Below are 20,756 nucleotides of genomic sequence, written 5' to 3' on the forward strand. Positions count from 1 at the left end.
CTTAGAATAGTGTGAGAGGTCAGACAATAGGAAATTCCAACGGTGATTGCTTCTCGTAGCGCCGCGTCTGGCTAGTCAAGCGGGCCGCAATATTGGCTCCGCTGAGCTTGCGCGCCTGCAAGAGGAACTCCCGGCCCTCCTGGCTGCGGGTGTACACCGCACGCATCGGCAGGCCTACGCGCTGGAGTTGGCGCAAGAACTCATCCACGTTCTCCCGGCGCGTGCCGAGCACGTCGGGCACCGACTGGGCGCAGAAGATTCCACGGATGCGAACTTGATGCGCCGGCGCGATGAGGTAGCGCGCGTTGCGGATCTCCCCAGACAGCTGAGTCATGGCGTCCGCAAAAAGCTTCCTTTCGGCGAAGGTTCCGCCGGACAGGCGCACATTCGCCCCGATGGCACCCTCGTCGACGATGGCCATGAGATTGCGAGTTTCGATCAAGCCGAGGGCGCTCAGCGTGCGTGCCAGAGCCGTGGCCTCGGCTTTCAGACGCTTGGTGGTATCCGTCAGCTGTTGAACCTTCCGGGTGCGCATCAGTGCCGCCGCACCGCCGAGCAGCGCGAGCACCCCGAAAGCCAGCCACTGGCCCTCGACCGGGAGGTGCGGAAGGGCTCGCCCCACTACCAGGCCGAACATGACTGCAAGGAAGAAGATGTAGCCCAAGATAACGTCCAGGTAAGGCACCACCCCGGCCGAGGCAGGCTTTTCGACATCGATGCGGAACTGCATCTCGTAGGGCTGGCCATCCGGCACATTCCCCATGTCTAGGGCTTCTAGCCACTGGTTGCGCATGAGGTCCCGCCGGAAGGCCCGGGCCAGCATCTGTTCGTTGGCGGCATCGATGCTGCGATAGGCGCGCAGGGGTGGCTCGGCGAAGCAGCGGTCGAAGCCGTTCTCGATCACCGGCGCATCGGCGCGTGGCGCTACGAAGGCCTCGAAGCGCTTCTGCAGCGAACGCACGTCGTGCGAGCCCAGCACGTCCAGGGACTCCCCCGCGCCGATGTTTAGCGCCTGTGCCCCGCTCTGTGCCACCTGGTCGAGCCACTTCCCGCGCCCGGCACCTTGGCTCGGTTCGCACGTCGCGATGTGCCAGATATTCGCGGTCTTATCCGGAACGGCGGGGTTCACGCGAATCACCCGGCCGCGCATCTGGTTCGTCAGCATAAACGCGCGCACGGAGCTGGCGATGATGAGCGCGTTGGCGCAGGGCGAATCCCACCCCTCCCCCAGCAAGGCGGCGGTGCCCACCAGGATCGTGAACAGTCCCTCCTGGAAGGCGCGGGTAATGGCGGGCACAGACACCCTCGTGCCACCGGAAAAGCGCACCTCCACATACTCGTCATTGAGGTCCTTGGCGGCGGTGAGTTCCCCGTCGAGGTCCGCCGCGAAACGCTTCACCTCGTCCAGCGCCGCGCTCGGGATGACGATTACTGAGCCACTGATGGCGGCAATTTTTGTGGTGCCGCCTACGCGCCGTCGCAGTGCTTCGAAAATGGGGATGACGCCCACGTGGACCAGTGCATCGTCGCTGCCCACGCTGGACAGGTAATCCCGCTGGACGTAATCCGCGAGGATCACCATGCGCAGATTTTCGGACATCGCGGAGACTTCTTCTTCGGCAATGTCACTGACGGCGCGGACCTTACCCGCGGAGTGGGTAAGGATGCGGTTAACTTTCTTCTCCCCGGTGACGGAGATCCGCCCCTTGTTCAGCAGGTTGTTGGCCCGCAGAGCGGAGGCCACCGTCGGGCTGGCGCGGAAGAAGTCGGGATGGTCGATGACGAACTGCAGCCCCAGCTCGCCGGAGAGTTCCGGGCGCTTTTCGCTGAGTATCGCCTGAATATGCGGCGCTATCGGATGCCCAGCAGCAGCGAGAAGGATTTTGAGGGCGTAGAATTTCTCTTCGTCGTCGAGGGCAACCTGCAGCTGTTCATCCGTGAGCCGCCCGAGGTCCTCTGCCAGTTGCGCCAAGATACCCTGCCGTTGCAGGTCCACTAGCACTTCGTTGCCACGCCGGCGCAGCTCGGCGATTTCCTGCTCTTCTTCCTGGCTGGGCTTCGTAACGTAGACGTAGTCCTGATGCGGGCACAGGTTACCGACGGCCACGAGTTCGGGGGCGAATATTTCCTCGTCGATAGGGCCGCACAGCTGTTCATAGCGTTGCCATTCGCTGGGGGTGGAATCGTACGGCGGGGTGGCTGTGAGCGCAATGGTGTTGAGCAATGCTTTTCGGCGGCCCAGCTGGTCCATAAAAGCTGTCAAAGCGCGGTGCCACTGGGAGCGCAGATGGTGTGCTTCGTCGAGGCACACCGTTCCGATGTCGCGTACTGCGTCCAGGATGTCGAGGTCCGCGAAGTCCTCCCCCGTTTCCTCGTCGAGCGCCTGGGTATATGCGGAATACAGCGCCTGGTAGGTGATGACCGTCAGGAAGGCTGGGTTGTGTAGCGAGGTGGAACACCATTCCCGCGGGTTCGATGTGTCGTTGTGTTGAAAGTGCACCGCGAAACGGTCGATCCACTGGTCGCGGATGGTGATGGTGGGAGCCAGGATCAGGGCTGGTTGGCTGAGGCGGCAGATAAGTTCCAGGCCGAGAATCGTTTTGCCCGACCCGGGAGCGGCGACGATGTGGATGCGGTGATTCTGCTTCAGGTCATCGAAGCGTTCGAGGATTCGCTGCTGATACGGCCGGAAGGTTCCGGCAAAGCGCCAGCTGGGTTGCGGTTGTGTCTCGGGCGCTGCCATGCGGGCAAGTCTAACCGATCAGGTGTTACGTATGAGGAGGCTTAGCGCCACCTCCAGGTTCAGACACAGAGAAACCCCAGCTCATTTCTGAACTGGGGCAATGCGTTCTGTGGAGCCGCCGGGAATTGAACCCGGGTCCTTTGCGACCTCGCCAGGGCTTCTCCGTGCGCAGTTCGCACGTGACCTCTGCTCGACCCTCCAGCACTCACGAACCAGCCTGGATGATGGGCCCAGTTGCTCGAAAGGTGTCCCACACGGCCCAAGCAACAAAGCCGTGCGGCAAGTCCCTTAAGTCGATGCCAGCTACCGGGTCAGGGACATACCCGGGCTGACAGACACGCGGTCGCTGTAATTAGGCAGCGAGGGCGTAGTCGCGCTGAGTGTTCTCGGCGCTTATAAATTCGCAGCGACGCTTAAAATCGGTGGTCGTCTGCCTTCACCGGCACGCTTCCCCTGGCTCAATACACAAAGTCGAAACCAAGTCGACCCCATGATTCCTGCTGCGGAAACGCTTGTACAACAGGAAATCTAACCTTACACCCGCGTGTGGTGCTGATTCAAGAATCCGCCTGCTCACTATCTGCTTGGTCGCTGTCTGCCTGCGCATCTTGCCACTTCGCCTTGCGCTCCTTGGACTTTTTGTTGTTCTTCACCGCCATCAGGCCAACCGCGATGCCGATCACCACAGGCACCCATACCTTGCTGTAATCCGCCATGAATTCCACTACGCGCAGAATCGGCTCCATCCATTCGGGCATGTGCCAGTCCGGCCACGGAATCGAGGGAAGGTTGATGTCCGGCCACGGAATGGAAGGCAAGTTAATGTCCGGCCATGGGATCGACGGCAAGTTGATCTCTGGCCACGGAATGTTGATATCCCAGTCCGGTAGGAAGCTCAATAGCCATGCAATTAGCTTGGAAACCAACGGCCCCAGCACGATCACGGCCAGCGCCCAACCGCCCTTCCCCAGGCCGGTAATCAGCGGATAGAACCAGCGCTTGAACGGCGACTCCTCCATCGCCTCCCAACGCTTCGCCGCCCTCGAGCCTTCTGGCGGGTCGAAGACCACCACCCCTTCGTCGTCCTTCACCTTGACCTCGATCATCCAGCTATCCAGGAAGTTCGACGTCCACCCCAGGTACGGCGCGCTGAGCGTCATCTCACCGCCGTACTTCCCAGCCTTAACGGTCGCCTCGGTCTTGCCTAGGTCAATCTTTTGATTCTCGAGGCTCTTGTACCTTGCGATCGTTACCCCGTCGCGACGCACGAGCAGCTGACGGTCCTTATCGAGGTCGTCTAGTTTCTCTTCCAGCCTCTTGTAGAACTTCTCGCTGTCTTCTTTTGTGGACGCCCCCTCGTCCCCCGCATCACCTTCAGCTGCCTCTTCCGCCTCCGGCGCGGCACGGTTTTCCGCGTCAGTTTTCTTATCGGATGCGGGGAAGTCCGGGTCGATTCTACGCAGTGCATCTGGTTCGCCGATAAACAACTCAAGCAGCCCAAACTCCGGATGCTTCAGGGACCAGTGTTCCACGTCGTTAGCTTCCACAGCCCCGAAAGTATCAAAATTCGAACCCCCCCGTTCAATAGGGGTCTTCTATGTACTACCGCACCCTAGCCCTTGATCCCCTTGATCCGTCGACCCATCTCGCGTGTAATCTCACGCTCTTCCGTACGGCGCTTGATGTCTTGACGCTTGTCGTATTCCTGCTTACCGCGCGCCAGCGCCAGCTCCACCTTCAGCTTGCCGGCAACGAAGTACAGCTGCAGCGGGACCAAAGTGTTATTTCCGTCGCGAACCTTGCCCATCAGCGAGTCGATCTCCCGGCGGTGCAGCAGCAGCTTGCGGGTGCGGCGGGGGCTGTGGTTCGTCCAGTGCCCCATGGAGTACTCCGGGATGTGAAGTCCACGCAGCCAGACTTCGCCTTCATCAATGGTGGCGTAGGCGTCAACAAGAGAAGCCTTACCCTCCCGCAAAGATTTAACTTCCGTACCCACCAAAACCACACCGCACTCATAGGTATCGATGATGTGGTAATCGTGGCGTGCCTTGCGGTTGGTGGCAACGACGATCTGGCCAGCCCCCTTCTGACCTGTACCTTTTTGCCCCTTCTGGGACCTACCCTTTTTCCCCTTCGATTTCCCCGAATCGGTGGGAGTGCTCTTTTTTGCTGCCATGACAGCCACACACTACCACCGGGCGCTCCTTCGAGCGAAAATGCTTAAGCGCGCTAAGCAGCGCCGACTTAGCGCAGGCGCAGTGCTAGTTCTTCACATACCAGCGCAAGGTGACCTGCGCGGTGATCGCTGCCACGACCACGCCGACCAGCACCACAAACGGCGCAGCCAACCACAAGTCGCTGTTCGTCACGCGCGCCACGAGCTGCTGGTCGTACACGGCCTTCAAGGCGCGGTCGACCACCAGGATCTTCGCGGCGAACATGCCGCCAACCGCCAGCACCGCACCGATCAGGGCGGCCATCATGGCCTCCAGGACGAACGGCGCCTGCGTGTACCAGCGCGAAGCGCCGACCATGCGCATAATGCTGATCTCACTGCGGCGCGAGTAGGCGGTGATCTGCACCATGTTCATGATCAGGAAGATCGCGGCGATGGCCTGAACCGCGGCCACGATAAAGGAGGCGTTGCGGATGGAGTCCAGGTTGCGCATCGCAGCCTCTAGGTTCTCGCCCTGATCAACGATGTTCGTCACCACCGGATTATCCCGCAGCGCGTCAATGGGGCCGGAGTTCGCCGGATCAGCCAGGCGCACATGGAAGGCGGCGGGCAGCGCATCCTTCTCCGTCTGCTCCACCAGCTGCGGGTCGGAGTCGCCAAACAGCTCCACGAAGCGCTCGTAAGACTGCTCCTTGTTACGGAACGTCACGGACTTCACCGCCTCGTCACCCTCCAGCTGCTGCTTAATCTCGGAGCACTCCGGAGAGGCACACGTTGGGTCGGAGCTCGAAATCTTATCGTCGAGCTGCACCATCACCTCGATGCGGTCGAAGTAGATGTCCTTCGTCCGCTCCGTCATCGCGCTCAGCAGAAAGCCGGTGGCCAGCAGCGCCAGCGCGATGGAGGTGGTGATGATCATCGCGATCGTCATCGTCATGTTGCGGCGCAGGCCCGAAAACGCCTCGCGGAACACAAAGTTGGTCTTCATTAATGTTTCCCTACTGTTCCCTACTGATCTCTACTGATCCGTACTGTTCCCTTGCAGTTCCGCTTTAGTGGCCCACGCCGTACATACCGAGCTCGTCGTCGCGCACGAGCTTGCCTTTCGACAGCTCGATCACGCGCTTACGCATGGAGTCCACCGCCACGTCGTCGTGGGTGGACATCACCACGGTCGTACCGTTCTGGTTAATGCGGTTGAGCAGCATCATGATCTCTGATGAAGTATCGGGGTCCAGGTTGCCTGTCGGCTCGTCCGCCAGCAGGACCAAAGGCTTATTTACGGACGCCCGCGCGATCGCCACGCGCTGCTGTTCACCACCCGACAACTCGTGCGGGAAGCGGTTTTCCTTTCCGTCGAGACCAACGGTCTTCAACGCCGCAGGCACCAAGTGCTGAATTTCCGCGCGCTTCTTGCCGATGACCTCGAGGGCGAAGGCAACGTTGTCGAAGACGGTCTTCTTCGGCAGCAGGCGGAAGTCCTGGAAGACATAGCCAATGCGCTGGCGTAGCTTCGGCACATCCCGCCCCTTGATCTTGTTCACGTGATAGCCGGCGACGTGCAAGTCCCCCGAATCTAGCTCTTCCTCGCGCAGAATGAGCTGCAGAAACGTGGACTTACCGGAGCCGGAGGGGCCGATAAGGAAGACGAACTCGCCCTTTTCGATGTCCAGGGTGATGTTGTCCAGGGCCGGCCGCCCGGAAGACAGATAGCTCTTGGTTACGTTTTCGAAGGTGATCACGAGCACACAGTGTAGCGAAACCAGTGAGGTAAAGATAGTCCAAAGTGACTGTTGTTACTCATAGGGTTTCGTGTGGCTTGGTTGTTTTTAGGCTTCCGCTGTCCCGAGTCACCCCAGAATGTAAAGTCGCAACCCAACCCGGTTGAAGAGTTAGGCGTCAAGAAGAGAAAAGCCCATGAGCGACACGAAGAGCAAAGAAGAGACTACAAAGAGCAATCAACCCGGGGGCTTCCTCGGATTCATCGAGAAAGTCGGCAACAAACTCCCCGACCCGTTCTGGCTATTCGTCATACTCGGCGGGTTGGTGCTCGTCTCCAGCTTCATCTTCAACAAGATGGGGCTCAGCGCCACGAACCCAGAAGACGGCAAGAAGGTAGAGATCGTCAACCTGCTGAGTTCTGACGGGCTCAAGGAGATCCTTTCGGGCGTGGTGGACAACTACGTAACCTTCCCACCGCTGGGTCTGATTATTACGGTCATGCTGGGTGTGGCCGTGGCAGAGCACTCCGGCCTGATTAGCGCGGTGGTACGCGCAACCGTATCAAGGGTCGGGCCGACACTTCTGACCTTTGTTGTGGCTCTGGCAGGTGTAACGGGCTCTGTAGCCTCCGATGCGGTGTACGTGATCCTCATTCCGCTGGGCGCAGTGTCCTTCCGCGCAGTAGGCCGTTCCCCGATCGTCGGCGCGATGGTGGCCTTTGCCGCATCCTCAGCTGGGTTTAACTCCTCGCTGATCCTAAACATCACCGACGTTCTGCTGGGTGGCATCTCTACCTCGGCGGCTCAGATCGTGGACGACGAGTACTTCGTCTCTCCGCTGGCCAACTACTTCTTCGTAGCCGTCAGCGCGGTCGTGCTGGCGCTGATCATCACGGCAGTGACGGAACTGTACATGAAAAAGCGCGCCCTAGACCTTGTTGACCACGACGAGATCGACTACTCGGAGGTCACCTTCAACACCGGCCGCGACGGCGATGACGAGCTCGCCGGAGACGTACCGCAGGAAAAGATCACCGCTGCACTGAAACTCGATGTCGACGAGACGCGTGCACTGCAGAACACCACCATCGTCGCCGTAATCATGACAGCCATCTACTTCGCACTGCTGTTTGTTCCGGGATCGCCGCTTCAAGGCGAAAACGGCGAAGTGATGTCCAGCCCCCTGATCACCGCAGTAGCCGTCCCCATCGGCGCTGCCTTCCTGATCCTCGGCCTGGTTTACGGCCTGGGCATCAAGTCCATCACGAAGGCCAGCGACGTCCCGGACTTCATGGCGCGCGGCCTCAAGACCCTGCTGCCGATGATGGTGCTGTTCTTCGCCGTATCCCAGTTCCTCGCCTGGTTCAAGGCATCCAACCTGGGCGCGTGGACCGCCATTAAGGGCGCAGAGCTGCTACAGAAGACCGATCTTCCACCGCTGCTGCTTTTCGGCGCCTTTGTGATCCTGGTGGCGCTGGTGAACCTCTTCATCACTTCTGGCTCCGCCCAGTGGGCACTAATGGCACCGATCGTCGTGCCGATGTTCATGTACGTCGGATTCTCCCCCGAGGTCACCCAGATGCTGTTCCGTATCGGCGACTCTCCCTCGAACATCATCACCCCGATGAGCCCGTACTTCGCCCTGGCTCTAACCTTCCTGCAGCGCTACTACAAGAAGGCGGGCATCGGAACGCTGATGTCGCTGGCGCTGCCGTACTCCATCGCCATGCTGGTTGGCTGGTTCCTATTCTTCGCCCTCTGGTGGATGATCGGCCTGCCACTCGGCCCCGGCACCCCGATGGACTACCCGGCGCCGTAGCGCCCTAGCCCCGGCGCTGGTTCTGAGCTGGGCTGGCGCACAACTTAGGTTCAGCCCCGTGCTAGCCCTGCCAGAACCTTATCGTTAGTGTGGAAAATGTACCCTGCACACCACTTGGCCAGGGTTCCACATTGCGCCTTGGCCAAGGATCTAAGAATTGAGGTCGGCGTTGAACAGCCAGGCTAATACTCCTTTACCCAATAGCTCCGATGTCGAAGCGGTAGTCACCAAGGCCATCCACCGCGCCGAGCAATGGCTCGAGATCGAAGAGACCTCTGCTTCCACGAAGCAGTTGGCAGACATGGTGCACGATCCCGACGGCGTGGAATTCACCTTCGCCTTCGTCGACCGCGTGGCCCGCCCTGAGGACAACCAAGTTTCGGCCAAGGAGTTCGCCAAGATTGCCAACCCGTTCAAGCGCACCGAGCCGGTGCCGGGATTCATGAGCCTGGTCGATTCCATCCTGGTTACCGCCGGTTCCATCGCGGCCCCACTGCTGCCGAATATCGTCATGCCGATCGCGCGCTCCTACCTGCGCGCCACCGTTGGCCACCTGGTGCTGGATGCGGAATCCAAGGCGCTGGACCGCATGTTGGACGACTACCGCGAAAAGGGCTTCCAGCTGAACCTCAACCTGCTGGGCGAGGCCGTGCTTGGCGAGGCTGAGGCACAGCGCCGCCTGGATAACACCCTCGACCTGCTGAAGAACCCGCGGGTGGACTACGTGTCCGTCAAGGCTTCCTCCGTGGTCAGCCAGCTGAACCACTGGGATTTCGAGGGCTCCATCGAACGTCTGAAGGATCGCCTACGCCCGCTGTACCGCCAGGCCATGAAGCGCGACCCGCACCCCTTCATCAATCTGGACATGGAGGAGTACAAGGACCTCCATCTGACTCTTAAGCTGTTCACTGAACTGCTGGACGAGGAAGAGTTCCAGAGCCTGGAGGCCGGCATCGTGCTGCAGGCCTACCTGCCCGACACCTTCGACGCGCTGCAGGAGCTGGCGGAGTTCGCCGCGCAGCGCCGTGCCAAGGGCGGCGCGAAGATCAAGGTGCGTCTGGTGAAGGGCGCCAACCTCTCCATGGAGCGCGTGGATTCGGAGGTCCACGACTGGCCGCAGGCCCCCTACCTGACGAAGGCGGAAGTGGATGCCAACTACATCCGCCTGCTGGATTGGGTGCTGCAGCCCGAGCACGCAGATAACCTGCGTATCGGCGTGGCCTCGCACAACCTGTACCACCTGGCGCTCGCGCACGAGCTGTCCGTCGCTCGCAACGTGGAGCACCAGCTGGACGCTGAGATGCTGCAAGGCATGTCCCCAGCACAGTCCGCGGCCGTGCGCGACGTCACGGGCAATATGATCCTGTACACCCCGGTGGTCAAGAAGGAAGACTTCGACGTGGCCATCAGCTACCTGGTGCGCCGCCTAGAGGAAAACGGTGCAAAGCAGAACTTCCTCTACGCACTGTTCACCCCGGAGGATGACGAGACCGACGTCACCGGCATGACCCCGATGCAAGGCCAGGAGCTGCGCTTCCGCAACTCCGTGCGCGACCGCTGGGAGACTTTCGCCGGTTCGCGTCGAACCCAGAACCGTCTGGAGGAAGAGGCCGAGAAGAAGGGCTGCCAGTCCGACGGCCTACCCGGCAACTTCGTCAATGAGCCCGACACCGACCCGACACTGCCCGCCAACCGCGAGTGGGCACTGCAGATCGTCGATCCGTCGAGCGATCCTGGCCCCGCCCAGACCCCGGAGGTTACTGACCCTGCGGTTATTGACGCCGCCGTCGCCCGTTGCCGCGAGGCTTCCAAGAAATGGTCGCAGAAGACCGGCGCGGAGCGTGCAGAGCTATTGGACCAGGCGGCACACGCCCTGGCCAACAACCGCTCGAAGTTGATTTCGGCTGCGGTTTTCGAGGCGGGTAAGACCGTCGCCGAGACCGACCCCGAGGTTTCCGAGGCCATCGACTTCGCCCGCTACTACGCGGAGAGCGCCCGCCAGCTAGACCACGTGCGCGGCTCGGTGTTCACCCCGTACAAATCCGTGGTGATCACCCCGCCGTGGAACTTTCCCATCGCCATCCCGCTGGGCGGCGTTTTCGCCGCGCTGGCTGCCGGTTCCTGCGCGATCATCAAGCCTGCTCCGCAGGTACTGCGCATCGCGGAGGTCTTCATGGAGATTCTGCGTGAGGCTGGCATTTCCGAGGATCTGGTGCAGCTGGTCAACGCCGACGAGGCGGAGGCCGGCAAGCGTCTGGTGAGCCACCCGGATGTCGAGTCCGTGATCCTGACCGGTGCTTCCGAGACCGCGAAGCTGTTCCGCGGCTGGAAGCCGCGCATGGTCATTAACGCGGAGACTTCCGGCAAGAACGCGATCATCGTTACCCCGGCGGCGGACCCGGATCTGGCGGTGGCGGATATCTTCAAGTCTGCGTATGGCCACGCGGGCCAGAAGTGCTCTGCCGCCTCGCTGATCATCACCGTCGGTTCGATCGGCAAGTCCAAGCGCTTCATCAACCAGCTGGTCGATGCGGTGCGTTCCATGAAGGTCGGCCCGGGCTCCGACATCTCCACCTTTATGAACGGCGTGATCGAGGAGCCGGGCGACAAGCTGCTGCGCGGCCTGACCGAGCTGGAGAAGGGCGAGAAGTGGCTGGTCAAGCCCCGCAAGCTCAACGACGAGGGCACCCTGTGGTCCCCTGGCCTGCGCGATAACGTGAAGCCGGGCAGCTGGTTCCACACCCACGAGTGCTTCGGCCCAGTGGCGGGCATCATGCACGCTGAAACTCTGGACGAGGCCATCGAGTGGCAAAACTCCACCGGCTTCGGCCTGACCGGCGGCATCCACACCATCGACGTGGAAGAAACCGCTTACTGGCGCGAGCGCGTGGAGGTCGGCAACGCCTACGTGGAGCGCGGCATCACCGGCGCTATCGTGCAGCGTCAGTCCTTCGGCGGCTGGAAGAACTCCGCCCTGGGCAGCGGCGCGAAGGCCGGTGGCCCGAACTACGTCGCCCAGCAGGGCGTGTGGACCGAGGGTGACTTGAGCGAGCTGGCAGCGGGCACCTTGCCGACGCACATCACGCAGCTACTGCGCGAGATCCGCGGCCTGGGTTCCCCTGCCCTGTCCAAGGACGATCACGTGTGGCTGCGTCGCGCTGCGGAGTCGGATGCCTACGCGATGTCTACCGAGTTCGGCGTTGAGCACGACAAGACGGCCCTGGTTGTGGAGTCCAACGTGTTCCGCTACAAGCCGCTGCTCGAGCCGCTGCGCGTCCGCGTTTCCGAGGGCGCCAACCCGCGCGACCTGCTGCGCCTGAAGCTGGCCTCCGCTGCTACGGGCACGGAGCTGGATATTTCCGCCAACCCGGAGATCGCCCGCGAGTGGGGCGAGCTCGGCGAGCAGATGCGTACTTCCTCCGACCGCGACTTTGCCGAGGAAATCGCCATCGCCCAATCCGTGCGCGTCCGCTCGTTGGGTGAGGCTCCGGATGAGTTCTACGAGGCCGCTGCGAAGTCCGGCTCCGTGATCCTGGATCAGGATGTACTGCCCGATGGCCGCCGCGAGCTGCTGCCGCTGCTACTCGAGCAGGCGATCTCCACCACGGAGCACCGCTTCGGCTACATCCACGGCCTCACGCCTTAAGTCGCAGCGCTGAGCCTGGCCGGGCGCGTAGCCCTGGCTCGGCCGCCAGCCCGGTCGCGGCCCGGCGCGCTCGCGTACAGCTCGGCGCGCTAGGCCTGCGCTTCCTGCTGCTGCGCCATGCGCCAGCGGATGCCGGCCTCCAGGAATCCGTCGAGGTCTCCATCCAGCACCTTGCTGGGGTCGTTGACCTCGACGTTCGTGCGCAGGTCCTTCACCATCTGGTACGGATGCAGCACGTAGTTGCGCATCTGGTTACCCCAGGAGTTCGATCCGTCGCCCTTCAGCGCGTCCATTTCGGCCTGTTCTTCTTGACGCTTACGCTCCAGCAGCTTCGCCTGCAGCACCCGCATGGCGGATGCCTTGTTCTGAATCTGCGATTTCTCGTTCTGGCACGTCACCACAATGCCGGTGGGCACGTGGGTCAGGCGTACCGCCGAGTCGGTGGTGTTCACCGACTGCCCGCCGGGGCCAGAGGAGCGGTAGGCGTCCACGCGCACGTCGTTTTCGTCAATGTCGATGTGGTCGGTCTTCTCCACCACTGGCAGCACCTCCACCTCAGCAAACGAGGTCTGGCGGCGCCCCTGGTTGTCGAAGGGAGAAATACGCACTAGGCGGTGGGTGCCCTGTTCCACGGAGAGGGTACCGTACATGTATTCGCCGTGGATGACGATGGTCGCGGACTTAATGCCAGCTTCCTCGGCGTAGGAGATGTCGTAGACCTCCACCTTGTGGCCGGCCTTTTCGGCCCAGCGGGTGTACATGCGCAGCAGCATCTCTGCCCAGTCGGCAGCATCCACGCCACCGGCGGCACTGCGGATGTTTAGCACAGCTTCGCGCTCGTCGTACTCCCCCGACAGCATCGTCGTGACCTCAAGCGATTCAATTTCTTGGCGCAATTCCGCGCGTTCGGCGTCTGCCAACTGCACGGCTTCCTGGGCGGCATCCGGGTCGTCCCCGGCTTCCTCCTCAGCCATGTCGTAGAGCACCGGCAGGTCATCCAAGCGTTGGCGCAACCCCGTGACCTTCTTCAACTTCGCCTGTACGCGGGAGAGTTCGGAAGTCACTTGCTGCGCATGGTCTGGATCGTCCCACAGGGAAGGATCGGCGGATTTTTCCTCCAGCTCGCGGGCGCGATCGCCCAGCTCGTCGAGGTCCAGCACCTTCTCAATGGTGGTCAGGGTGCCGTCCAGGTCGCTTAGGTCTGCAGAAACTTCCGGTTGCATAATGCGCAAGTCTACCCGGCGACATGCACAATGGAATGTATGGCTACTAACGGTTCTGATTCTTCTTCCCCGATCCCAGAGGACATGCTGAACGCAATCATCAAGACGTTCATCGTGGCGCATGTCGACGATTCCGACCATCACCTGGCTCAGGCATTGGTGTACAACGCAGGGCGCCTTGCGTGGCGTATGCGCCAGACGGGTCTGGAAACGGAGCAGAAGACGTCCGTCAGCGATGTCGTGACCGCTGCGGATCGCGCAGCCGAAAAGTTCATTGCCGACGCGCTGCGCGCCATCCGCCCCGACGATGGCCTGTTAGGCGAGGAGGGCACCGCCGTGGAGTCGAAGTCCGGCCGCACCTGGGTGATCGACCCGGTCGATGGCACGTATAACTTCACTACTGGTTCAGATTATTGGTGCTCTGCCCTGGCTCTGGTCGAGGGGTCCCCCGATGATCCGGACGCCCTGTTGTTCGGCGCCGTTCACCGCCCGGCCATGGGCTACACGTGGTTTGGCGGCCCGAACATTCCTACTACTCGTGACGCCGCCGAGATCAGCCTGCCGAACACCACCGCGGAACTGACCTGCCTGGGCGGCTACCTGCACCCCACCGATATCGCGGACGCCACCCGGCTGCACAGCTGGAAGGCCGTGAGCACGCAGTTTGCCACGCTGCGCATGCTGGGGTCTGCGTCTATCGATCTAGCCTGCGTGGCCGGTGGCGAGCTCGGCTGCTGGATGCAGCACAGCGTGGCCAGCTGGGACTGGCTGCCTGGGCGAGCTTTGGTGGAGGGCGCTGGGGGCGTCGCTAAGAAGGAAGAAAAAGACGGCACCACCTGGTTCATTGCCGGGACGCCAGACGCGGTAGAGCAGTCCATTAAGGCGCTGCGCGAAGCCTAGCGAGAAGTGCGCACCCCCCTTCGTCACACTAGCCACATTCTTCCCATGGCTTTACGTGCGCCACGGGGTTATCATGTGTTTCATGACGGACTCAGTTTCCCCATATGCAGATGACTTAACCCTGGCGCTATCGCTGGCCGACGCCGCCGACGCGATCACCATGGCGCGGTTCGAGGCGAACGACCTGAGCGTTGAATCGAAGCCCGACCTCACGCCGGTGAGCGACGCAGACACCGCCGTGGAGAAGGAACTGCGGGAACTCATCGCCGCACATCACCCAGAGGACGCACTGCTGGGCGAGGAATTCGGTGGCGACGTCACCTTTGCCGGGCGCCAGTGGGTCATCGACCCCATTGACGGCACCAAGAACTTCGTGCGCGGCGTGCCCGTGTGGGCCACGCTGATCAGCCTGCTGGCCGACGGCAAGCCCGTGGTGGGGGTCGTCTCCGCACCCGCACTGGGGCGCCGCTGGTGGGCCGCCGAGGGAGCCGGCGCATGGCGACTGTTTAACACCCCGGCTAGCGCTACTGCCACCGGCGGCACTGGTAGCACTGGCGACACCGGCGCCACTGGTAACACAGGCAATGCAGACCGTGGGGTGCCGTCGGTGGGTGCCCGCCGCCTGGAGGTTTCGAAGGTCGCACAGGTCGCGGACTCCTCGATTGCGATTTCCTCGCTCTCCGGCTGGGCGGACTGCGGCAAACGCGAGCAGCTAATCAGTCTGACGGATTCTGCGTGGCGCCTGCGCGGATACGGCGACTTCTGGTCCTACATGCTGGTCGCCGAAGGCGCGGTGGACATCGCCGCCGAGCCGGAGGTAAGCCTCTGGGATCTGGCGGCGCTGACGCCGATCATCACGGAGGCCGGCGGGCGCTTCACCTCTCTGGACGGCCAGGACGGCCCGCACGGCGGGTCCGCCGTAGCTACCAACGGCCTACTGCACGAGGCCACGCTCAGCGCCCTCGAATAGGCGCTAACCGAGCCTGACCCTAGCCGGGACCTAGACGTCGAGCGCCAGGTACACGGTGTCGAGGTACTCCTCGATCCCCTCGAAGCCACCCTCGCGGCCCAGGCCGGACTGCTTCACGCCGCCGAACGGAGCCGATGCATCCGACAGCGCGCCACGGTTCACGCCGACCATGCCGGCCTCCATGCGCTCGGCGAAGCGCAGAGTCTTCTTCATATCCTCGCCCATCACATAGCCAGCCAGGCCGAAGATGGTGTCGTTGGCGGCCTTCAGGGCTTCCTCATCGCTGGAGACGCGCTGCACGGCCGCAACGGGGCCGAAGATCTCCTGGTTAGCGATCTCAAACTGTGGCGTCACGCCCGTAAGCACCGTGGCGGGATACCAGAAACCATTCGGGTCCAGGTTGGGGTGAGTCTCCCCCAGCTTCTCCAAGGCCTCGTTACCGCCGAGGGCAACGTGCGCACCCTCCTCGACAGCCTTGGCCACCATGTCGCGCACTCCATCGCGCTGCTCCTGGCTGACCAGCGGCCCCATGGTCGTCTGCGGGTCGGTGCCCGGCCCCATCACGAACTCGCTCGTCTTCTGCACCAGCCCGGCCTCAAACTCCTCGGCCAGGGACTCGTGGACGATAAAGCGGTTCGCGGCCACACAAACCTGGCCCGCGCCGCGCATCTTCGCCGCGATAGCCTGCTCCACGGCCTTGTCCACGTCCGCATGCTCCAGCACAACGAAAGGCGCGTTACCGCCAAGCTCCAGCGAAGTGCGAATCGTCTTCTGCGCCGCAGTGGCGGCCAGCGCCTGGCCCACCTCCGTGGAGCCGGTGAAAGTCAGCTTGCGCAGACGGTCGTCGTCCAACAGGGCGGATACGCGGCGCGCCGAAGACGTCGGCAACACCTGGAACACCCCATCCGGCATGCCCGCGATGCGCCCCAGCTCCGCAAGGTAAAGCATCGTCAGCGGGGTCAGCTGCGCCGGCTTGGCAATCACGGTGCAGCCCGCCGCAAGCGCCGGCGCCAGCTTGCGGGTAACCATCGCCAGTGGGAAGTTCCACGGGGTAATCGCCAGCACCGGCCCCACCGGACGGTGCGTAGTCACGATGCGCCCGTTGCCCGCCGGGGCGACGCGATATTCGCCAGCAATAGCCGCCGCACGCTCACTAAACCAACGCAGGTACTCGGCGGCATACGTTACCTCGCCCTTGGAATCCGGCAGCGCGCGTCCCAGCTCCAGGGACTGCAGAACCGCCAGCTGATCCGCGTGTTCGTGCACCAAATCGAACAGCCGACGCAGAAGCTCGGAACGCTCCCGCGGGGTGGATTCGGCCCAGTCCACCTGAACCTCCACGGCCTTATCCATGGCCTCCCGCGCATCATCCTCTGTTGCCGCAGCGACATCCGCGAAGGGCTTCCCCGTGGCGGCGTCAATAACCGAAATAGATTCACCGGCAGACCCGGCGCGCCAGGCCCCACCTAAGAACAACCCCGTGGGCACCTCGAAGGAAAGCCCCGCGACCTGAAGAGTGGTGCTGAATTCAGAAGGAATATTGAGTGAAGTCATGCACCCACATATACGCGCCTTTCGGAAGCAGGCTTGCAGACCGCCACGCGCCTGCACCTTTTCCACTACCGTGGAAAGTGATAATTACAGCGACGAAAGGAGCCCAGCTGTGCCTATGCCACAACAACGCGAAGCCGCACATAAGACACGGGAATGGAAGAAGCTCACCGAATTCGCCGACGCAACGCGCGGCACCCAACTGCGAGAGCTCTTCACCGAACAGCCGGGACGCTCCAGCGACATGACCTACAACGTGGGTCCACTGCACGTAGACCTGTCGAAGAACCTCATCGACGAGCGCGGCCTACGCCTGCTACTGGACCTGGCGCGTGCCCGCGGCCTGGAAGACTACCGCAGCGCCATGTTCGACGGCGAGCACATCAACACCACCGAGGATCGTGCCGTCCTGCACACCGCGCTGCGCATTCCGGTCGATCGGGAGTTCAGCATCCTAGGCGGGGCTGACGAGACGCAGGACGTGGCCGCCGATGTGCACGCAGTGCTGGGCCGCATGCGCGACTTCGCCAAGGCGCTCCGCTCCGGCTCCTGGCAGGGCGTGACCGGGCACACCATCAAGCACGTCGTGAACATCGGCATCGGCGGCTCCGACCTGGGTCCGGCAATGGCCGCACAGGCACTGCGCCCCTACATGACGGCCGGCATTACGCCGCACTTCATCTCCAACATCGACCCAGCCGACGTGGCAGGCACCCTCGATGGGCTGGATGCCGAATCCACGCTGTTCGTCATCGCCTCCAAGACCTTCACCACCTCTGAGACCCTGGCCAATGCCCACGCCGCGCGCCGCTGGCTGCTGCGTAACCTCGCCGATGAGGGCGTGGACGTCGAGGGGGACGACGCCATCCGTGACATCACCGCCAAGCACTTCGTGGCCGTCTCCACCGCCGCGGAGAAAGTGCAGGAATTCGGCATCGACACGAAGAACATGTTCGAGTTTTGGGACTGGGTGGGCGGCCGCTACTCCGTGGATTCCGCCATTGGTCTTTCGCTGATGGCCGCCATTGGGCCGCAGGACTTCATGCGCTTCCTAGAAGGCTTCCACGAGGTCGACGACCACTTCCGCACCGAACCGCTGGAAATGAACATTCCGGTGCTAATGGGCATGCTGGGCGTGTGGTACACAGATTTCCTGGGCGCGCAGTCGCACGCGGTGCTGCCGTATTCCGAGGATATGGCGCGCTTCCCCGCCTACCTGCAGCAGCTGACGATGGAATCTAACGGCAAGTCCGTGCAGCTGGACGGCACCCCGGTGGAAGTTCCATCCGGCGAGATCTACTGGGGCGAGCCCGGCACAAACGGCCAGCACGCTTTCTTCCAGCTACTACACCAGGGCACGCACCTGGTGCCGGCTGACTTCATTGGCTTCGTCAACCCGCACGACGATGCCGTTGCCGCCGACGGGACCACCAGCATGCACGACATGTTGATGTCCAACTTCTTCGCCCAGACCCGCGTGCTGGCCTTCGGCAAGAACGCCGAAGAGTTGAAGGAGGAGGGTGTGGCCCCCGAGCTGATCCCGCACAAGGTGATGCCCGGCAACCGCCCGACCACCACCATTCTGGCTGACAAGCTGACCCCGAAAACGTTGGGTGCGCTGATCGCACTGTACGAGCACATTGTTTTCGTGCAGGGCGTGATCTGGGGCATCAACAGCTTTGACCAGTGGGGAGTGGAGCTCGGCAAGAAGCAGGCAAACGCGCTGTTGCCTGCGGTTACTGGTGAGGAGCGTAGTGACGCCGGCGACTCCTCCACCGACGACCTCATCGCCTACTACCGCCAGCACCGGGGCTAGCGATTAGCTGGGGCGGGCGGGCTCTTCGCTACACGCCGCGACTGTTCTGCCTGCCCCTGCACCCCAGCCTGTCCGGCTCCAAGATGTCGGAAACGATGCACTGCCGCAGGGCAAATGTCGGAAACGTTGCACTCCCGTAAGGCAAAAGTCGGAAAACTTGCAAAACGTTCTTGCAAACTATTTCCACCTACATATAAGGGCTGGTCAGGAGGATTTAGAGGCGGAACAGGTGGCGTCGATAGAAAAGAAATGCAACATTTCCGACAATTTGCCTTTGGCCGAGCGAATTCTAGATAACGAAACGAAGGCTCCCCGCTAATGCAGGGAGCCTTATAGACGGAGTTAGCCGTCGAGATCAGAGATCCGTTCAGAGATCAGACTAGAACAGCCCCTTGGTCGGCTTGTGCATAACGTCGGTGGTGGTGACCTCACGGGAGTCGACATTCTGGTCGTTGGAGTTGGACTTGTCCTCTTCCAGACGACCGGTCTGGGTTACGGTGATGTAGTTCTCCAGGCGACCCAGCTTGGTCTTGCCGTCGCCGAAGTTCAAGTTGGCCAGCAGCTTGGACTCGCCCGGGTTAATCGGGTTGGAGAGGGTAACCTCGAAGCTGCGGACGGACTTGTCCTTATCGAAGCCCAGGTCGCGAGTGTATGCACCATTGAACCAGCCCGGAGTGATCAGGCGGTCAACACCCTTCGGCCCCTTCTCGGTGTGCACGTCGATACGGAAGGAGGTAGCCGGGAAGTCCTGGTAGTAGATCTCGGAGCCAACGTTCTTGGCGGAGATGGAAACCAGGCCTGCGAAGCCAGCAGACTTGCCAGCAGCGACGCGGATCTCCGGCTTCAGGTCGTACTTCTCGCCGGACTGCTCAGCCTCGTCCTTAGCGGGCTTCTCGGCCTCGTCAGTGGACGGCTTCTCGGCTTCGTCAGTGGACGGCTCTTCGTCCTCGGCAGCCGGAGCTTCGTCAGCCTCGGCAGCGGAAGCGTCAGAGGCGTCCGCGTTCTCAGCGACAGCAACGTCCTGGTTGAAGCCAGGGGCAACAACTTCATCAGCGAAAGCGTTGCCAGCGCCCGCGAAGGCGGTGGTCACGCCGATAGCGGCAGCGAGGGTCAGGGAAGCTGCGTTCTTCTTCATGTGAGGGGGTTCCTTACTTTTATAGGTGCAGGTCGAAGCATTGCGATAAGCATCGCGCGGCGCATTGAGGTTTGCGCTGCGAGAGGCATTGCGAGGGTTTGCGAGGAGCTTCGAGCCTGCGAACGGGGATCAGCGAAGTTGGTTTATGCCTCGTCGGCGGGCTTGTCGGTCGGCTTCTCAGCCGGCTTGTCGGTCGGCTTCTCAGCCGGCTTGTCGGCCGGCTTCTCGGCATCCTCCGGCTTTGCCGGAACAGCGGAGTCAGCCGGGTTGTCGTACAGCTTCACGTTGACCTGGTTCTTGATCGGAGTCAGCGCGGACCACGGGGTCGGGGTGGACCAGGTGCCGTTGGCCTTGCAGAACTGCTGGGTGCCGGTCATGTTGATGGTGCGGAAGCCGTAGGTGGCCTCGCCGGTGTGGCCGGCCGGGACGTCGTACGGGCCGACGGTCTGACCAACATTCCAGCTCAGGGAGTAGGAAGCCTCCGCGCCGATGGTCTTTGCCAGCTCGTAGGCGATGCCAACGCTGCCCTTGGCATCCTTGGCAGAGCCTTCGCCGCCCAGGTTGACGCTGGTGGTCTCCGTGCGGTCACCCTTGATGCTGATGGAGATGGTCTGAGTCTTGGACAGCTCCTGCGTCAGCGGGATGGTGTTCTTCGACTGGTTGGTGGCAGAGATGGTGCCAGCCGGGGTGAACTTGTCGTCGACCTTGTAGACGACGGTGCGGTAGTCCTCACCGGAGTTGCATACCGGGTGCGGGTTCAGGACGTTGGCCTTGATGTGGTCACTACCGTGGGTGGTGTTGACGATCGGCAGGGTCGGGTTGAGCTTCGGGGTCTCCGGGTAGTGCTCTTCCTTGGTGATAGCGGATGCGGGAGATGCGACGGCTGCCGCAACGATGACGGCGGCAGCGGCTGCGCTTGCGCCGTTCTTCCACAGGTTCTTCATATTTTGTGCTCCTCTTGCACGCCACCGGCCAAAAGTGTGCAAGCTTGATACTCTCCGGCTTGCACGGGCTGGGGCGCGTTGGTGATGCTGCGAGAAAATGCACCGCCAGCCA

14 protein-coding genes and 1 other RNA gene are annotated in these 20,756 nt (G+C 62.2%); 5 read left to right on the top strand and 10 right to left on the bottom strand.

Going from position 1 to position 20,756, the window contains the following annotated elements:
• Positions 1-19 precede the first annotated feature (19 nt).
• From MHX63_RS07260 to ftsE, 6 genes are all read right to left on the bottom strand, one after another.
• Entirely contained in the window at positions 20-2,743 is a 2,724-nt protein-coding gene (locus tag MHX63_RS07260; protein WP_239387906.1) for a DEAD/DEAH box helicase family protein, read from the bottom strand.
• A 107-nt stretch (positions 2,744-2,850) separates the two neighbouring features.
• Positions 2,851-3,233, bottom strand: a transfer-messenger RNA (tmRNA) gene (ssrA, locus tag MHX63_RS07265).
• A 67-nt stretch (positions 3,234-3,300) separates the two neighbouring features.
• On the bottom strand, positions 3,301-4,290 hold the full coding sequence (locus MHX63_RS07270; protein ID WP_239387907.1) for a hypothetical protein: 990 nt from the start codon (positions 4,288-4,290) through the stop codon (positions 3,301-3,303).
• Between the two features lie 65 nt (positions 4,291-4,355).
• Complete coding sequence (gene smpB / locus MHX63_RS07275; RefSeq protein ID WP_239387908.1) at positions 4,356-4,919, bottom strand: SsrA-binding protein SmpB; 564 nt, start codon at positions 4,917-4,919, stop codon at positions 4,356-4,358.
• 85 nt (positions 4,920-5,004) lie between these two features.
• On the bottom strand, positions 5,005-5,907 hold the full coding sequence (gene ftsX / locus MHX63_RS07280) for a permease-like cell division protein FtsX (RefSeq protein ID WP_239387909.1): 903 nt from the start codon (positions 5,905-5,907) through the stop codon (positions 5,005-5,007).
• Positions 5,908-5,971: 64 nt separating this feature from the next.
• The gene (ftsE, locus tag MHX63_RS07285) at positions 5,972-6,661 is read right to left on the bottom strand and encodes a cell division ATP-binding protein FtsE (protein ID WP_239387910.1); all 690 of its coding nucleotides are present in this window, start codon (positions 6,659-6,661) and stop codon (positions 5,972-5,974) included.
• A gap of 175 nt (positions 6,662-6,836) precedes the next feature.
• Here ftsE and MHX63_RS07290 point away from each other — a divergent pair, with 175 nt between their 5' ends.
• Together MHX63_RS07290 and MHX63_RS07295 are read left to right on the top strand one after the other, a co-directional pair.
• Positions 6,837-8,459, top strand: a complete 1,623-nt coding sequence (locus tag MHX63_RS07290; protein WP_239387911.1) for an AbgT family transporter — start codon at positions 6,837-6,839, stop codon at positions 8,457-8,459.
• Positions 8,460-8,628: 169 nt separating this feature from the next.
• Positions 8,629-12,105, top strand: coding sequence for a bifunctional proline dehydrogenase/L-glutamate gamma-semialdehyde dehydrogenase (locus tag MHX63_RS07295; protein ID WP_239387912.1), 3,477 nt, complete (start codon positions 8,629-8,631; stop codon positions 12,103-12,105).
• Positions 12,106-12,194: 89 nt separating this feature from the next.
• Here the strand turns inward: MHX63_RS07295 and prfB are convergent, their stop codons facing one another.
• On the bottom strand, positions 12,195-13,328 hold the full coding sequence (gene prfB / locus MHX63_RS07300) for a peptide chain release factor 2 (protein WP_239387913.1): 1,134 nt from the start codon (positions 13,326-13,328) through the stop codon (positions 12,195-12,197).
• 30 nt (positions 13,329-13,358) lie between these two features.
• Between prfB and MHX63_RS07305 the strand changes: the two genes are divergently transcribed.
• Together MHX63_RS07305 and MHX63_RS07310 are read left to right on the top strand one after the other, a co-directional pair.
• Complete coding sequence (locus tag MHX63_RS07305) at positions 13,359-14,228, top strand: inositol monophosphatase family protein (protein WP_239387914.1); 870 nt, start codon at positions 13,359-13,361, stop codon at positions 14,226-14,228.
• A gap of 82 nt (positions 14,229-14,310) precedes the next feature.
• On the top strand, positions 14,311-15,198 hold the full coding sequence (locus MHX63_RS07310; RefSeq protein WP_239387915.1) for an inositol monophosphatase family protein: 888 nt from the start codon (positions 14,311-14,313) through the stop codon (positions 15,196-15,198).
• 30 nt (positions 15,199-15,228) lie between these two features.
• Here MHX63_RS07310 and MHX63_RS07315 read toward each other — a convergent pair whose 3' ends face one another.
• A complete protein-coding gene (locus MHX63_RS07315) occupies positions 15,229-16,752 on the bottom strand; it encodes an NAD-dependent succinate-semialdehyde dehydrogenase (RefSeq protein ID WP_239387916.1) in 1,524 nt (507 codons plus the stop codon).
• Between the two features lie 115 nt (positions 16,753-16,867).
• Between MHX63_RS07315 and pgi the strand changes: the two genes are divergently transcribed.
• Complete coding sequence (pgi, locus tag MHX63_RS07320; RefSeq protein ID WP_239387917.1) at positions 16,868-18,565, top strand: glucose-6-phosphate isomerase; 1,698 nt, start codon at positions 16,868-16,870, stop codon at positions 18,563-18,565.
• 379 nt (positions 18,566-18,944) lie between these two features.
• Here pgi and MHX63_RS07325 read toward each other — a convergent pair whose 3' ends face one another.
• Both MHX63_RS07325 and MHX63_RS07330 read right to left on the bottom strand, forming a co-directional pair.
• On the bottom strand, positions 18,945-19,700 hold the full coding sequence (locus MHX63_RS07325; RefSeq protein WP_239387918.1) for a neuraminidase: 756 nt from the start codon (positions 19,698-19,700) through the stop codon (positions 18,945-18,947).
• Between the two features lie 143 nt (positions 19,701-19,843).
• On the bottom strand, positions 19,844-20,644 hold the full coding sequence (locus MHX63_RS07330) for a hypothetical protein (protein ID WP_370644042.1): 801 nt from the start codon (positions 20,642-20,644) through the stop codon (positions 19,844-19,846).
• Positions 20,645-20,756: the final 112 nt, after the last annotated feature.

Source organism: Corynebacterium sp. ACRQK (assembly GCF_022345965.1).
In the GTDB taxonomy this organism is placed as follows: Bacteria; Actinomycetota; Actinomycetes; order Mycobacteriales; family Mycobacteriaceae; genus Corynebacterium.

Coding starts and splice junctions, on each gene's coding strand:
- MHX63_RS07260 (WP_239387906.1), bottom strand. CDS start 2,743: ATGGCAGCGCCCGAGACACAACCGCAACCCAGCTGGCGCTTTGCCGGA.
- smpB (WP_239387908.1), bottom strand. CDS start 4,919: ATGGCAGCAAAAAAGAGCACTCCCACCGATTCGGGGAAATCGAAGGGG.
- ftsX (WP_239387909.1), bottom strand. CDS start 5,907: ATGAAGACCAACTTTGTGTTCCGCGAGGCGTTTTCGGGCCTGCGCCGC.
- MHX63_RS07290 (WP_239387911.1), top strand. CDS start 6,837: ATGAGCGACACGAAGAGCAAAGAAGAGACTACAAAGAGCAATCAACCC.
- prfB (WP_239387913.1), bottom strand. CDS start 13,328: ATGCAACCGGAAGTTTCTGCAGACCTAAGCGACCTGGACGGCACCCTG.
- MHX63_RS07305 (WP_239387914.1), top strand. CDS start 13,359: ATGGAATGTATGGCTACTAACGGTTCTGATTCTTCTTCCCCGATCCCA.
- MHX63_RS07310 (WP_239387915.1), top strand. CDS start 14,311: ATGACGGACTCAGTTTCCCCATATGCAGATGACTTAACCCTGGCGCTA.
- MHX63_RS07315 (WP_239387916.1), bottom strand. CDS start 16,752: ATGACTTCACTCAATATTCCTTCTGAATTCAGCACCACTCTTCAGGTC.
- pgi (WP_239387917.1), top strand. CDS start 16,868: ATGCCACAACAACGCGAAGCCGCACATAAGACACGGGAATGGAAGAAG.
- MHX63_RS07325 (WP_239387918.1), bottom strand. CDS start 19,700: ATGAAGAAGAACGCAGCTTCCCTGACCCTCGCTGCCGCTATCGGCGTG.
- MHX63_RS07330 (WP_370644042.1), bottom strand. CDS start 20,644: ATGAAGAACCTGTGGAAGAACGGCGCAAGCGCAGCCGCTGCCGCCGTC.